The sequence below is a fragment of the Nostoc sp. KVJ20 genome (assembly GCF_001712795.1).
Classification (GTDB): domain Bacteria; phylum Cyanobacteriota; class Cyanobacteriia; order Cyanobacteriales; family Nostocaceae; genus Nostoc.
In genome coordinates this window covers 1-13,807 of the sequence record NZ_KV757697.1, presented here as the reverse complement: position 1 = coordinate 13,807, position 13,807 = coordinate 1, and the positions used below count along the sequence as shown (strand labels likewise).

Below are 13,807 nucleotides of genomic sequence, written 5' to 3'. Positions count from 1 at the left end.
ATATTAGACCTGAATCCTTACGATAAAACAGTAAAGCTTTGGAGTCGAGACGGTAAATTACTCAACACCTTGCAAGGGCATCAAGATGCAGTAAATTGGGTAAGTTTTTGCCCTGATGGAAAGTTGCTAGCCTCAGCCAGTGATGACAAAACCGTAAAAATCTGGAGTTTAGATGGTAAATTGCTATACACCTTAATTGGTCATAGCCGCCGGGTAAATGAGGTTGCTTGGTCGCCCGATAGTCAAGCGATCGCTTCAGCTAGTATTGATAGTACGGTGAGGATTTGGAGCCGGGACGGAAATCTGCTAAATAACCTTACAGGTAATGGTGATAGTTTCATCAGTGTGAGATTTAGTCCCGATGGTAAAACTTTGGCAGCTAGCAGTGATGACAAAGTGAGAATTTGGAACCGAGAAGGGACATCACTGATTGCTTTGAAAGGCGAAAGGCAAGAGTTAACCAGCATCAGTTTCAGTAATGACGGCAAGACTCTGGCTGCGGGTAGTGGTAATGGTACAGTGATTTTCCAAGTGGCAGATATCCAACTGGAAAAATTACTGGCACGGGGTTGCAATTTGCTACATGATTATTTGCAGACTAATCAGAAAATAATGAAGGATGATAGAGCTTTGTGTTCTAGTAAGTGATATTCAAGCAACAAAGGACAGACTTGAGACGAAAGCATGAACTTTCTAATTAGAAAGCAACCTCCCCACCCCACATACTCTTCTTCTGTCACTTTCTGGGAAGGTGATTGCTAGAAGCCCCATAAGGCAATCAATACAAGTTATACTATTAGAAAAAATTGGTCTTATATTTGTTATTAGGAAAAATCTGGCGATCGCTTCCTTTATAAAAGCTCTGAAAGTCAGAAATGACGAATGTTTTCGGAGAATGAGAGAAGAAGGATAAGTTGCCCGTACCAATAAGTTCACTTTCCAAAACAGTAATATTTGGTATTACCAGCGAAGATTTCGTATTTCCAGCCACGTTCTGACCATTCCACGCCAGTACAGTAACCGAATACCTTGGCTGATTTGACATAAACCTGTTCAAGCAGACTGACCAGGAGGGGCGGAATTGGTTGATCCCAAGGTGGGGAGATGTACCAGTACCGTTCTAAGTTTTGGACAAGGTTAGTCATACAATTGCAGCTTTCAAAATACTTTGTATTGAGGTGAATAATTGAGTAGCGAACAAAGGAGGCACGGAATACCCGATGATTGATCCAGCCGTAGCAGCTTCCGGCGGGAATTCGTACCAGCTAGGGAAACCCTGTAAAATGGCTGCACCTTGAATTGATAGGGACTTAACCGTACCATCAGGCAACCAGATATTAGCGAATTTGCTCCGGTTGCAGCCCAAGTGATCTGTGAAGTGCGATCGCAAGATAGTGTTGCAAGGTAAATGCCCAGGTTTGTACTTGGACTGTGAACGTCCCCCAACTCTTTGTATTAGCAGTGGTGTTGGCGCATTTCCGGCTAAAAATTTCTCTAAAGCTTGTTGCTGTTTAGGCAGCAAGCGTGAATCAGCCATTGTAGGAATGAGATGGGCGATTGCCTCGTACCAACCACAAGGTTTACTCTCCGTGGGGAGCGCAACCTGAAAACCTTTACTGGCAACTAGAACTAACCGCCGACGCGCCTGGGGCAGTCCGAAGTCAGACATATTTACCACGCTGTAATCGACTGAGTATCCCTCTTGCTCCAAAGCATTCAGGATGATGGCAAAACTCTGGCTGTTCTGATAGCGCGGGACATTCTCCAGCGTAAACACCCGTGGCTTCAACTGTCGGATTGCTTCGGCAATAGCGATCGCAGCCGTCATATCATCAGCCGTTTCAATGCCTTTTCCCGCCTTAGCTGTGTGAGCTTGGCTGAAGTTGGCACATACTGGGGAGGCATGGAGATAGTCGGGGTATCGCGGAAAACCTAGAAATCCTAACTGTGCTACTTCTTGGACTGTTAGCTGGATTATTCTACAGCCATACTCGCTAAAGTTGTGGTGATGGGTTTTGGCGATCGCCCTGCTCAAGTCTGGTTTGCTTGGGTCAAGCTCTACTGCAATGACTGGGCGAATACCAGCTTGAACCATCCCAGCTTCTATTCCGCCGCCGCCTGCGAAAAGTACTATAGCGATCGGGGCATCATCTGGCAGAACTGGTTTTATTTTTGTATTATCAAAATTTTTGCAGACATCTAATTTTGGTAATGTTTTTTTGGTTTTCGCTTTTTTGATAAAGGCGATGATATTCTCTCGCGTTGCCCTCTCTTGTTGCAGTGTCCGAATCATTGTCACAGCGCCAGGGGGAATTGAACCTATACTTTTGCCTTTCCATGCCCCGTTTATCTTATCTTTCCAATTGAATGCCCATCGCCAATGAAAGGGATTATTCGGGTCACGTTCACCAATCACACGGGGATAAGAAACAGTCTCCCCATCAAGTAGCTTTTTAGTTTCGAGGTACTGATAAAGACAACCGACTGATTCCCCCTGTGAGGTTTTGACCGCTTTCTCTAAGAATTTTTCGGGTATTGCAGACAACTCAGCTATTACTGATTTAGTCATGCAGCCACCTCCATGACCAAATCATCGGGTACTTCAAAAATTCCCAACCGCCCAATGTAGGGAATCGGTGTAATTTCGCGTGGATTCTCCAGTTTCCAGTGGTACTGCTCAGGCATCCCCCAACCAGACGCAACTTGTGAGAACTTGCAATCTACTATTGTGACTATACCGATGACTTGACCGCGACGGAGAGAGATTAATTCTGGGATTACTACCCCCATCTCTTGGCAAAATTCTCTCGCTAGCTGGTACTCTTTCTTGGTACAAGTCTTGGCTGCGTGGATCAGAATGTCGCCGCGATAATGAATGGGCCAGCCTCGGTTTTCTATATCCTTAAGAGCATAAATAATTGCCCATGCCTGACGAACAGATAGCGCTTTCATGAGTTTTAATAGTTGGATTTAGCCAAATTCTTAAACTGTCCAAATCGTTCATCAAACAAGAGATTAACAGTCGTCTCACTACTAAACCGACTTTTCAAAACTGAAACTTCAAAAATGCCTTTTTGGGTAGTCTGCTTGTCGTAGTAATCTTCTCGATACAAACCCAACATCACAGCAGCTTCTTGTTCAAATCCTCCAGATTCCCGAAAATCTGCTTTGGTTGGACGCTTTTCGGAACGTGAATCAACTTCTCTTTTTAACTGCGCTAAACCCAAGACAGCACAATTGAATTGTTTAGCGATCGCCCTGAGTTGTTTCAAGATGGAGTCGATTTCTTGCACGCGGTTTTCGCCACGTTCACGGCGCATTGGTTCAATCAACTGCACATAATCCACAATAACCAAACTGACTGACCCGCAACGAGCTTGTATATCTTGCAAATCACCCTTGATTTGTGAGGTGGTGATTACAGGGTTATCATTCGCTTGTTTGACAACAAGAGTGCTGATTGATTCAAAATCCACTTGAAAAATGTTCAAATCTGCTTGCATTTCTCCACTGTTATAGCGGTCTGTTATATGCTGTTTAATTGCTGCTTTTGATAATCCAGTAGTCAGATGAATGTAAACTGATGATGTGATTTTTAAGGGCTACTGTAACTATCACTTTCATTCCTGTTATCCTAAAAATGCAAGAGTGTTTTTATGTGGCGATTGTTACTTATTAAGCGGCAGTCGCTTTTTACTTTGATTGTCAGAAACCTTGAAATTACAATACTTTTGTCATGTGTTTAGTACTCCCTAGATAAGTCATTTTTGTCACAAAGAATGTCAAGATATTGCTAATTGCTTGACTACGTGAAAAGAAAGCTTTTAATGTTAAATACTGGTAATATTTGATGCTTTAGCAAAAACTTCCATCTTTAGATGAGCGTCCGAGGCAGGGGTTGATGAATTCTTAATTAAATCGAAAAAACCGTCCAGTCTGAGTACAATTTGATTAGACATAGGTAAGCGTGATCTTCCATGACTCCAGCAACCGATATTCGTAGAAGAGCGATCGAACTGATTGAGCAGTTGTCAGAAGAGCGGTTAAGTGCGGTAGTTCAATTATTAGAGTTTCTGTCTGAACCCTCTAAGTTTGCTGCATCCAATCCGATTGAGTTAGCCCTGGTTGAAGTCATCCAACGTCGCCTGACTCCTAATGAGCAGAAACGATTAGAAGAATTACGCAAACGCGGTGAGTGGGGGGAACTCACCGACATGGAACATGAAGAATTGATTACTTATGAGGATCAACTAGAACAGTTGAGGGTAGAACGTCTGGAAGCTCTTATGGAATTAGCAAGGCTAAGGAATATGGATTTGCTGACCTTGAATCGTCAATTTGTCTCGGAATCTCAGTTATTCCATGCCGTTTGAATCTGAGAGAGTATCTGCTGCAATGCGACGAACAGTAGCCAGTAGAGCCAAAAATCTCTGTGAATATTGCCGATGTCCAGAAGAATTTTCTCCTGACAGCTTCACTATAGAACACATCAAACCCCGTCAGGCAGGTGGAGAAACGATTGTAGAAAATTTAGCTTGGTCGTGTTATGGCTGCAATGGTCGAAAGCATACCAAAACCAGCCATTGCGATCCAGAAACAAAACTTGAGGTGGGACTGTTTCATCCTCGTCAGCAGCTTTGGTCAGAGCATTTTAGCTGGAACGATGATTTTACACAGGTTATTGGTAAAACTTCCTGTGGTCGAGCAACAGTGTCAGCTCTGCAATTAAATCGGGTTGGAGTCGTTAACTTGCGTCGCCTTTTGACCTCGGCGGGACTGCATCCACCGCCATAAAAATGTTGGTAGTGGTCAATATCTAGCGATCGCCAATTCTCATTTTAAGGTTTCATGACATTAAACTTAAACCCCTTGCAGCAAGCAAGGTTGATAAATTCCTAACCAATGCAGCCATCATCCCTGTAATTAATTGGGAGCTTTGTCAGGACATGACCTACACACTCACCAGCCAATCGCACACTACAGACCTACACTCGTCTGCAAACTTAACCCAAACCTGCCACTGCCCCAGGTATGCGTTCCAGAACGCTTTACCATCAGCAACGCCGATAAAAAAGCCAATTATTTTGAGATTAATTGGATTAAATAGGCTAAGAGCCAGATTAGGAGAGGCTTTGAAACAGAGGTATAATTTTCTGTGACAAAAGTAACAGGGCAGTATAAAAAGCAAATGGTGAATAAAAAATGGGCAGTTAAACGATTGACAGTAAATCTCACGTCAACAGAAATAGAGAAATTGTCACAATACTGTGCAAAAACAGGAAGACCCTTTAATGATGTAATTCGGGAATTACTGCGTTCTTTAAAGGTTGAGAGTGAGGAAGCATCGGAAATTTTGCCAGATTCTAAAGCTTCAGAATTAGCTCGGCTTCCAAAATAAGTCAATAAATGAAGCAATAGATATTACAGGACTGTTCACCTACACTCACACTGAAATGATGCTTGAGGAATTAACAGTCAACTGGTCTTATCGAATGAGAAATCTACGCCATCCATTCAGTCCACTGTGGAGCATCTGTAACCAGTTGAGCAAATTTGTCAGGGTCAAGATCCTCAAACTCCAGCATCACACCGCAACGCTCATAAATTGTTAGTCTACTGAGTAATTCTTTAACTGATTATACACCGTACTCCACTCGCTCAATCGCCAGCCGAGCGTAATATTTAACCCGCTTCCACCAAAAACCACTGAGTTCTTCATTACCGTCCATACCCCCCGATTATTACTTCCACTTTTATTAATGGGGTGTGGAGGGCGGGTTAATTCCATGCTGAGTCTGTATTTTATCTACGTAAGCCACATCTGGTTCAAGTTACTCTTAGGGACGTACTTCTGGCTTCAGAATTGTTCTTTTTTTTTCTCCGATTTCCAACAGATGGATATTATTAGAAAGAGGAATGTTACATTACCTAAAGAATAGGGAATCCTAGATTTAAGTACCAAGCAAATATATTATTCAGTTAGAGCAGGATGAACTTTCAACAGCAAGGCATTCAATCCGGTAACAATTTTTCTGTCAACCAATTGCTAAAAGTTGATGAAGTTAGTATAAATGGCCAGGAAATTGAACATCAATTAGCAGAGCCAGATTTGAAACAGTTGCAAGATAAATTTTTATTACTTATAGAACGTAATCCTTTGCCTTTAATTGAGTGGAATACAGCATTTCAAGTAATACAATGGAATCCGGCTGCTGAACAGCTATTTGGATACAGCAAAAGTGAAGTACTAGGTTGTCAATTACCAGAAATAATTGTGCCAGAGGGTGAGAGAGTAGAGGTCATCAAAATAATGGAGTTATTAATTGAAGAGAAAGTGGGAGGTAATAATCTCAGTAAGAATCTGACAAAAAATGGAACAGTGATTATTTGTGATTGGTGTCACACTCTGATAACTAACGTTGATGGCAAGGTAACTAGTATTGTCTCAACAGTACAAGATATTACAAAAGTAAAGTCTTTTGAAAGCGCTCTGCGCGAAAACGAAAAGACTTATCAGCAAATTCTTGATGCAATTACAGATATGGTACTGGTTAAAGGTGCTAAATCTCGGATTATTTGGGCAAATAAGGCATTTCGTGATTATTACGGGATGAGTGAGTCACAGCTTCAAAATATGATTGATGCACCTTTCAGCGAACCAGACCATACCTTGCAATATATCAAAGATGATGCTTACGTATTTGAAAGTGGACAGACCCTAGAAATTCCCCAAGAGCCAGTAACTCGGTACAATGGCGAAGTACGCCTATTCCATACAATCAAATCTGCGATCTGCAACGAAGTAGGTCAAGTGATAATGACTGTTGGCGTAGCTCGTGATATTAGTGAGCATAAACAAGCCGAGAAAGAACAGGCGAAGTTGTTGGCAATTCTAGAAGCAGCACCAGACTTTATCAGCACTGCTGACTTAAGTGGGCAGGTTCTTTACTTTAATAAAGCAGCTCGCAGAATGTTAGAACTGGGAGAAAAAGAATCCATTGAAGGGAGGAATTTGTGCCGAAATCATCCGAAATGGGCAAATGAGATTATCCAGAATCAAGGATTACCAGAATCAGTTAGAGTCGGTAATTGGGTCGGGGAAACGGCTGTTTTAAAAGCAGATGGACGAGAAATTCCCATATCGCAACTGATTATTGCTCACAAATCACCTGACGGAGAAGTTGAATATTTCTCGACGATCGCAAGGGATATCAGCGAACTCAAAGCAGCAGAAGAAACTTTACGGCAAAAAGCGGAAGATTTAGAGCAAACTCTTAAAGAACTACAAAACACCCAAGCTCATTTGCTTCAAAGCGAAAAAATGTCCTCTATTGGTCAATTGGTTGCTGGAGTAGCTCACGAAATGAATAATCCTTTGGGGTTTATTGCTGCCAGTGTAAAACAAGCTAAACCTACCTTTGCTGATATTGTTGAACACTTAAAGCTTTATCAGAAAAAGTTCCCTGCTCCGGGAGATGAAATTCTCATCCATGCCGAAGAAATTGACTTGGAATATAGCTTATCAGATTTACCCGAAATGATTGATTCGATGACGATAGCCTGTGACAGGCTGAAAAATATCAGTACCAGTCTCCGCACTTTCACTCGTGCCGATCAAGACTACAAAATACCTTTCAATATCCACCAAGGCATTGATAGTACAATTCTAATTCTCAAACATCGTCTGAAAGCAAATGAGCAACGTCCGAAGATTGAAGTTATCAAAAACTACGGTAATTTACCGGAAGTAGAATGTTTCCCAGGTCAATTAAATCAGGTATTTATGAACATACTAGCGAATGCTATTGATGCCTTGGATGAATCAAATACAGACCGGAGTTTTAGGGAGATTAAAGCCAATCCTAATCGGATTACAATTACCACCTCATTGAAAGAGAAAATTGTTGAGGTGAAAATTGCTGATAATGGGGTGGGAATGAGTGAATCAGTCAAACAAAAAGTATTTGACCACTTGTTTACCACGAAAGGTGTTGGTAAAGGAACAGGATTAGGATTAGCGATCGCTGGGTCTATTGTTATAGAAAAACATGGCGGAACTTTGAATGTGAATTCTACACCGGGTGTTGTCACAGAATTTGTGATTACCTTACCGATTGTGGCTCCGGCTCAAAGTTAACTTGGTTGAAAGTGTGATTTCAGTTAACTATCACCAACCAATCGCACAGTACAGACTTACACCCCGAAGCAAAGTTAACAGCAATCTGCCACTGCCCCAGATACCCATTCCAAAACGGCTCACCATCAGCCACTCCAACAGCGTCGCCAACTTTGGAGATTAACTCGCTGTAGCAAGAGCCAATACTGTCCAAGCCTTGCTGCAATTTCAGCTTCAGCCCTTTCCAGGTTTGTCCTTGGGGACTGGACACTACTTCTTCTAATATTTGGGAGGTTGTGCCAGTCACTTGTGTTTGTAATTCTATATTATTCATGACTGACACCAACTCACAAGAAAACGCTTCATCCCGATTTAACCATTGCCCAAAAATCGAATCACGCTGATCATCAGGGGCAACGAATTGATAAACGCACTCCCGATTTTCACGCTTGCCCAATCGGCCAACATAATCCAGTTTCAAATCAATCTTGGCAAGTAACTTCTGAGCGATCGCTATCGGTGTGTGTTTTTCAGAAATGGAAACATTCAAGTAATTTTTGATAACGTGCCGATGCTGAACAGCCAGTGCCTTAAACTCTACCATCTTCTCGTCACTACCACGCAACTGAACGTCTGGTGTAAGAAACTGCAACAGATTGAGATTTTCCAGTAACAGTACAGCAGGTAATAGCTGTCCCTTGTTAAAATCCGGCTTCCAAATCGAATTCTCTCCCGCCTCTAATTGCGCCTTAGCCCGTTTCGCATCACGGTTCGTCAAAAACTCTCGCCCCAGCGTCAAATAATAGTGCATCCGCAGTTGGGGATACCAGCCGTCGTCATCCTTCTCAACCAAATCAGGGGTTACGTCAATTTCGTAGCGACGGGACAATTCCGCCTTGCGCTGCTGGTGTCGTTCGGTCTTGGTTTTCGCCCTTGTGTCTTGCAGCTTCTTGAGTTCGGCATCAGAGATGGTTGGAGAATTAGCGATCGCCTGACACTCAGCATTATACAATTCCTGACTTGCCGCTTTAACTGACTCGATAACTGCCCCGCTTTCATCATCATCAACATCGTCAGTATCAATAACGGTGTACCCATCTTCGACCAAACCCGCAAGCACAGATTCCCGATAGCGCCGCATCTCTACGTTGATGACAGAACCACGCTTGCCCCAAGTCTGCAATGACTCCGGCTGAAAGTTCTGGTCAATAAAGCTATAGTCGTCATTGTCCGCCGCCGACAACAGCGCAATATTAGCTTGTGTGGCGACGTGTTGACTTCTGAGCAATCCTCCTATCGTTGTGGAACCATTCCCTACAACCGACATTCCCCATTCTCTGATCCAGATATGACGGTCAACTGTCTCCCTAACCCTTGCCAACATCTGACGCACAGAGTTAACCGGCTGCACTCCCTGAAAAATCCCCCAAACACCATCAAAATGTCCTCGAATGTCGATGCTAACTCCAGTTTCTAAACTTGGAGAGGCGATAACCAAATCGTACTGGGTCAGAATTTCGTTCAGATGAGCGATACAGCCAAACGCTGGATGTGATGGGTCAGCAACAGATTCACTGTCAATTCTGAGGATTCGCAGATGTGGGAATTTGCGACGAAAACGTTCCTCAAGTGCCTGGGTTCCCCATTTGGACTTGGCTTTCTGAGCAGAGCAGCAGAGTAAATGATGCCCACCAAAAGCTATCGCTTTATCAAGTGCCGCGATAAGATTCTTCGGGTTACTCCCAGAATAGTTGTAACAGTTTCCAGCTACGTGCCGATAATTGTTGACGATGACGAATGGATTAACTCGATATTCACCAGCGAGTGATAAAACATACTTTACATCAGTATCGGAAACATCGGCACTTGAGAGATAAATCTTTCCCTGACTACTGCCCAAAACATTCTGTACCAGTTGTTTGAGGTTTTTGAGAACAGATACCCGACGTTTTTGCACTTCTGTACCAGAGTTAAGCAAATGCCAGAAAACTTGGTCGCACTCGTCAATAATAATTACATCATTCGCCCAGTCGTTAGGGTTGAATCGCGCTTGACTTTCTTGATGCAGGGAGTCTACACAGACCCCGTATCCTAATAATGTGCCTGTTTCATTCGTGCGGACTTCGGTAACATAGTTAACACCAAACCGATTACACAGTGCCTCACCTAGCTGGATGCGATGGGTGATGATTAATACCCGTCTATCTTGGTCGTGTGCTTTTGCCACTTCAGTTGCCAGCCATTCGGTTTTACCAGTACCTTTGGGAGCCTTGAGGATAATCAGTTTTTCGCCTTCGGGTACGAGCAACTGGCCCAAGAATCTTTGGTTGAGTGCGATCGCTGGAGGATAAGTCAGCAGAGTGAACAGCTTGATTTCCCACAACTCTAGTGCAACAGCCGTATTGTAGAGTGCATCAAATGCCGGTTGGCCCTTGGCAACAATAAAATCATCAACCCCTTTCTCTGCCCCAAATGGTAAATCAATAACTCGCAGCGAACAACCTTCATTTACCAGCAGTCGTCCCATGCGACTGATAGCGGTTCTGACTCTCTGTGCAGTTTCGGGTTTATTATCCTGGTCAAAGCAAATATTAACCTGTCTCCCCTGTGTTGCAAAATGTTTCAAGTCGGGAATGAGGAATGGCTTACCGATGGCAGTACCGTACTCATCCTGGGGTGTGCGGTATCCTGCGTTTACTCCCGGAATTGCGATCGCAGCATAACCAGCAGTTAATAATGCCCCCGCTTTCTTGACACCTTCTACAATTGTCACTGGCACATTATGCCGCCAAACCCAGTGCCAGAAACCGCCGGGATGCTGTAAGTCTTCTTCTGTGATGGGGATGCCGCTACGATTAGAGACTTTCACCCAAATGCGATTCGGTACTAGGAGGAAGAAAGCACGTGTTTCTTCTCTGTATGGGTGTTCATACTTAATGAATTTATGGATCTTTTGGCGGTCGCGTCTGGGATGGTCGGGTTTGAAACAGCCCCACATCATCAGGGCGTAGTTGTTGAGGGGGTCAACGCCACTGCACCACCAGCCGCCTAGTTCTATGTGCTGGTATTTCTTTAAATCGCGATCGCGTAATCGTCCATCGTTGCGGCGGGAGATTTTGGGGCTGTAGAGCAAGTATTCGTAAGGTGTTGTGGCGTGGAGCGATCGCACATTCAGAGCAATGATTTCTTCGTCAACGCCACTGCCCAGCCATTCCTGTAAGTGTAGAGCTTGAGAATCGGTTTCGATTATATTCATATCCCCTCCAGTGTTTTGAAGCAATGCAAAGCTTGGGGTATTGAGTCATACCGCCTTTTAGGTGAGTTACGTAGACACGGGTTAAAGAAGCGTGGTTTTAAGGGAAGCAATCAACAGGACTTGTATTGGTAGTTGTTTTGTGTTTTTTTCGTCCTATTGACTGCTTTTTAACCGGACTATATAGTACACATGAACTAAGAAACTGTCATTTTACATGATCCGAGTCAAGTCAGAATCATCTCCCACCTCCGGTATGTGGTCGGAAGGTCAAATTAATTCGCGTGCTAACGACTTTGTTTGTCTTGGGAACCTGATGCAGATGCGTAGACTGACAGCCAGGGTGCATCACAAGCAAACTGCCGTGTTCAAGCCAGAAATCCAAACAATTCAAAATGCAAAATTCAAAATTCAAAATTATGAAGAAGAAAGAAATTTTTGAATTGATTAATTTGGAGTACAGACTTATCTGCTCCTCAAATGAGCGCGATCCACAATAAGTAGTGGGTTCAATCAAGACGACACTGCCAACTCTTTAATGCACGAATTTTATATTTTGCATTTTGAATTTTGAATTTTGAATTGAATTGGTATTGATTGCCGATGACTATGCGGAACTTATAGCCAGTTAGCGCAGTGATTCTGTCCCGCAAGTTAGACAGAGGTTCTGTCCAAGTCAGGGGTTTTAAAAATACGCTGTTGGAGTAGAGATAATCACAGCCTGTATCACCGTAAATACATTCGAGGCGGGGAACGGGCATTGTTTTACCCGCGATTCTGATTTGGTTCTGCTGCCACTCCAGTTTCAAGCAGTGTTGGTAGAGTTCGTTGGCTTGTTCTAGAGCTAAGAAATCGGGGTAGTAAGTGATAGGTAAAACTGGGGTTGATTCAGAGAAGAGTGTGAGTTGTTGCATGATAGTTTTCTCCAACTAAAGAACGTATAAATTAAGGATTTGCTGCTAGTTTTGGTTGATGGAGAAGACTTCATGTTTCTTGAGATACTTGCTCCCAATACTCAATAACAAAATCATGGGCTTGCTGTAACACTTGAGGGAGTAAAAATAACGGGACTTCCCAAGCCGCAATCACACTACCAGCAAAACATTCTGCAAGCTCAATCCGAATACACTCTGGTAAATTACTCTCTAAAAACTTGAGTGAATGATCTTCGTTATCTGGTAGCTGAACAAAAAAATAATCGTCGTGCATAATATCAGCAACTAGACCGTATTTTTCTGCCAAGGTTTTTCGTAGAGTGTTCATAATTGTTGTTGAGTTAGGTAGGGAATTATTGAGAGATGACTTTTACTATTTCGGGCAACCACCGCAGTTGAAAAACAGTTTGGTTTGAAGATTTGGCGACTGCGGGAACCATGCGACCCCATTGCTTACCTGATTCAGTAGGACGATAGGGAATTTTCTTGTCATTTGTTCTGTATTGCAGTCCAGAACTTAGTAAGCAGTGGTTAACAGCCCGTGCAGACATTCCAACTACCTCACCGATTTGTGTTGGGTTTAGAAATGCGTCCTCTGCAACATTGGTTTGAGCAATCGCAATCTTGAGTTCATCGGCTGCTGGCTTAAGTGCAGGGTTGACAATGGTTGCGGCATTAACTGCTAACTGGGCGGTGAGGGATTTGTCTAGTCCAGCAAATTCACCCAACATCATTGCTAACTGTGCAGCTTCGTGCGATGGAGCTAATGTATGTGGTGGTTCTTGCTGTAATACTTGCTCTACTTGGGTTGAGAGCATCACTTTCATCAAAGTTCTGTTAGCCCAGATGCGGAACTCGACAGAAACCCACTGAGCTAAATCAATTGCGATTTCTGGATGAATCCAAGTACCTTGAGAACTGCCATAGCCATCAACTTCGATGACAAGAGACGATATCGGGATTCCGATGTCGTTTGAAAGTGCTGTCCAGTAAGCTTTTGTGGACTTCCTTTCTTTGTAATGCCCCCAAGACTTATTATTTGCATGGCACATCTGAGTTGCATTTACGTAGCCTTTGGGTATGCTGTATTTGCCTAGCTGCATAACTTCTGGCATTTGGCTAATATTTGAGTCACGCCATTTGTGTATCAACATAATTAACTCCCTGGTTATTGCTTAAACAGTGAAGAAAGAGGAATTGCAATCCAAGAAACTCAAGCATTCACGCGCACCAAACTTTTTTCACCAACTAATGAGAAACGATTCGATATAGTTGGTGTCTTAATTAACGTTGGTGACATCAATTCAACAAGGTAAAACCAAGAATTATGCACCAGCGCAATCCCCAAAATCAGCCGTTGTTTTGTTCCTTTGTCGTGAGAGCAGAGGATCACTCTTTCACCCAGAACAAAAGCAGGTTTATGCACCTTGATGGCTTCTAACTCTCCAGTCCCGATGATTTGGTTTTGTGTGGCATGGAGGATTTCTTTTCCGCAATCAATTG

15 protein-coding genes are annotated in these 13,807 nt (G+C 43.2%); 5 read left to right on the top strand and 10 right to left on the bottom strand.

Going from position 1 to position 13,807, the window contains the following annotated elements; all coding sequences use genetic code 11:
- Positions 1 to 648 (top strand): WD40 repeat domain-containing protein (locus A4S05_RS29415; protein ID WP_141699836.1); only part of this gene is annotated, 648 nt, incomplete at its 5' end.
- Positions 649 to 932: 284 nt separating this feature from the next.
- Here the strand turns inward: A4S05_RS29415 and A4S05_RS29410 are convergent.
- Genes A4S05_RS29410 through A4S05_RS29395 form a run of 4 tightly spaced genes read right to left on the bottom strand, consistent with a single transcriptional unit; the run spans position 933 to position 3,503 of the window.
- Positions 933 to 1,145, bottom strand: a complete 213-nt coding sequence (locus A4S05_RS29410) for a DUF1392 family protein (protein ID WP_069073311.1) — start codon at positions 1,143 to 1,145, stop codon at positions 933 to 935.
- On the bottom strand, positions 1,142 to 2,569 hold the full coding sequence (locus tag A4S05_RS29405; RefSeq protein ID WP_069073310.1) for a DNA cytosine methyltransferase: 1,428 nt from the start codon (positions 2,567 to 2,569) through the stop codon (positions 1,142 to 1,144). Before A4S05_RS29405 ends, A4S05_RS29410 begins: the two co-directional genes overlap by 4 nt.
- Positions 2,566 to 2,952: an ASCH domain-containing protein gene (locus A4S05_RS29400; RefSeq protein WP_069073309.1), complete on the bottom strand. Its 387-nt coding sequence runs from the start codon at positions 2,950 to 2,952 to the stop codon at positions 2,566 to 2,568. The genes A4S05_RS29405 and A4S05_RS29400 overlap by 4 nt, the downstream gene beginning before the upstream one ends.
- A 5-nt stretch (positions 2,953 to 2,957) precedes the next feature.
- Positions 2,958 to 3,503: a DnaB-like helicase C-terminal domain-containing protein gene (locus tag A4S05_RS29395; RefSeq protein ID WP_069073308.1), complete on the bottom strand. Its 546-nt coding sequence runs from the start codon at positions 3,501 to 3,503 to the stop codon at positions 2,958 to 2,960.
- Between the two features lie 474 nt (positions 3,504 to 3,977).
- On the opposite strand from A4S05_RS29395, the gene A4S05_RS29390 reads away from it, so the two are divergent.
- From A4S05_RS29390 to A4S05_RS29375, 4 genes are all read left to right on the top strand, one after another.
- Positions 3,978 to 4,373, top strand: coding sequence for a hypothetical protein (locus A4S05_RS29390; protein WP_069073307.1), 396 nt, complete (start codon positions 3,978 to 3,980; stop codon positions 4,371 to 4,373).
- Complete coding sequence (locus A4S05_RS29385) at positions 4,363 to 4,794, top strand: HNH endonuclease (protein ID WP_069073306.1); 432 nt, start codon at positions 4,363 to 4,365, stop codon at positions 4,792 to 4,794. The genes A4S05_RS29390 and A4S05_RS29385 overlap by 11 nt, the downstream gene beginning before the upstream one ends.
- Before the next feature lie 361 nt (positions 4,795 to 5,155).
- The gene (locus tag A4S05_RS29380) at positions 5,156 to 5,398 is read left to right on the top strand and encodes a CopG family transcriptional regulator (protein ID WP_370684497.1); all 243 of its coding nucleotides are present in this window, start codon (positions 5,156 to 5,158) and stop codon (positions 5,396 to 5,398) included.
- A 591-nt stretch (positions 5,399 to 5,989) separates the two neighbouring features.
- Entirely contained in the window at positions 5,990 to 8,137 is a 2,148-nt protein-coding gene (locus A4S05_RS29375; protein WP_069073305.1) for a PAS domain-containing sensor histidine kinase, read from the top strand.
- 19 nt (positions 8,138 to 8,156) lie between these two features.
- On the opposite strand, the gene A4S05_RS29370 is transcribed toward A4S05_RS29375, so the two are convergent.
- The 6 genes from A4S05_RS29370 to A4S05_RS29345 all read right to left on the bottom strand — a co-directional run.
- Complete coding sequence (locus tag A4S05_RS29370; protein ID WP_084227318.1) at positions 8,157 to 11,372, bottom strand: plasmid replication protein, CyRepA1 family; 3,216 nt, start codon at positions 11,370 to 11,372, stop codon at positions 8,157 to 8,159.
- Positions 11,373 to 11,607: 235 nt separating this feature from the next.
- Entirely contained in the window at positions 11,608 to 11,718 is a 111-nt protein-coding gene (locus A4S05_RS44345) for a hypothetical protein (RefSeq protein WP_084227317.1), read from the bottom strand.
- Positions 11,719 to 11,878: 160 nt separating this feature from the next.
- The gene (locus tag A4S05_RS29360) at positions 11,879 to 12,283 is read right to left on the bottom strand and encodes an alpha-ketoglutarate-dependent dioxygenase AlkB family protein (protein WP_256091239.1); all 405 of its coding nucleotides are present in this window, start codon (positions 12,281 to 12,283) and stop codon (positions 11,879 to 11,881) included.
- A gap of 70 nt (positions 12,284 to 12,353) precedes the next feature.
- Positions 12,354 to 12,632, bottom strand: a complete 279-nt coding sequence (locus tag A4S05_RS29355; RefSeq protein ID WP_069073303.1) for a hypothetical protein — start codon at positions 12,630 to 12,632, stop codon at positions 12,354 to 12,356.
- Positions 12,633 to 12,657: 25 nt separating this feature from the next.
- On the bottom strand, positions 12,658 to 13,458 hold the full coding sequence (locus A4S05_RS29350) for a KilA-N domain-containing protein (RefSeq protein WP_069073302.1): 801 nt from the start codon (positions 13,456 to 13,458) through the stop codon (positions 12,658 to 12,660).
- A gap of 59 nt (positions 13,459 to 13,517) precedes the next feature.
- A partial coding sequence (locus A4S05_RS29345) for a DUF1392 family protein (protein ID WP_141699835.1) occupies positions 13,518 to 13,807 on the bottom strand: 290 nt, incomplete at its 5' end.

Excerpts from the sequence above, each read along its gene's own strand:
- A4S05_RS29410 (WP_069073311.1), bottom strand. The coding sequence starts at position 1,145 with ATGACTAACCTTGTCCAAAACTTAGAACGGTACTGGTACATCTCCCCA.
- A4S05_RS29405 (WP_069073310.1), bottom strand. The coding sequence starts at position 2,569 with ATGACTAAATCAGTAATAGCTGAGTTGTCTGCAATACCCGAAAAATTC.
- A4S05_RS29400 (WP_069073309.1), bottom strand. The coding sequence starts at position 2,952 with ATGAAAGCGCTATCTGTTCGTCAGGCATGGGCAATTATTTATGCTCTT.
- A4S05_RS29395 (WP_069073308.1), bottom strand. The coding sequence starts at position 3,503 with ATGCAAGCAGATTTGAACATTTTTCAAGTGGATTTTGAATCAATCAGC.
- A4S05_RS29390 (WP_069073307.1), top strand. The coding sequence starts at position 3,978 with ATGACTCCAGCAACCGATATTCGTAGAAGAGCGATCGAACTGATTGAG.
- A4S05_RS29385 (WP_069073306.1), top strand. The coding sequence starts at position 4,363 with ATGCCGTTTGAATCTGAGAGAGTATCTGCTGCAATGCGACGAACAGTA.
- A4S05_RS29375 (WP_069073305.1), top strand. The coding sequence starts at position 5,990 with ATGAACTTTCAACAGCAAGGCATTCAATCCGGTAACAATTTTTCTGTC.
- A4S05_RS29370 (WP_084227318.1), bottom strand. The coding sequence starts at position 11,372 with ATGAATATAATCGAAACCGATTCTCAAGCTCTACACTTACAGGAATGG.
- A4S05_RS44345 (WP_084227317.1), bottom strand. The coding sequence starts at position 11,718 with ATGCACCCTGGCTGTCAGTCTACGCATCTGCATCAGGTTCCCAAGACA.
- A4S05_RS29360 (WP_256091239.1), bottom strand. The coding sequence starts at position 12,283 with ATGCAACAACTCACACTCTTCTCTGAATCAACCCCAGTTTTACCTATC.
- A4S05_RS29355 (WP_069073303.1), bottom strand. The coding sequence starts at position 12,632 with ATGAACACTCTACGAAAAACCTTGGCAGAAAAATACGGTCTAGTTGCT.
- A4S05_RS29350 (WP_069073302.1), bottom strand. The coding sequence starts at position 13,458 with ATGTTGATACACAAATGGCGTGACTCAAATATTAGCCAAATGCCAGAA.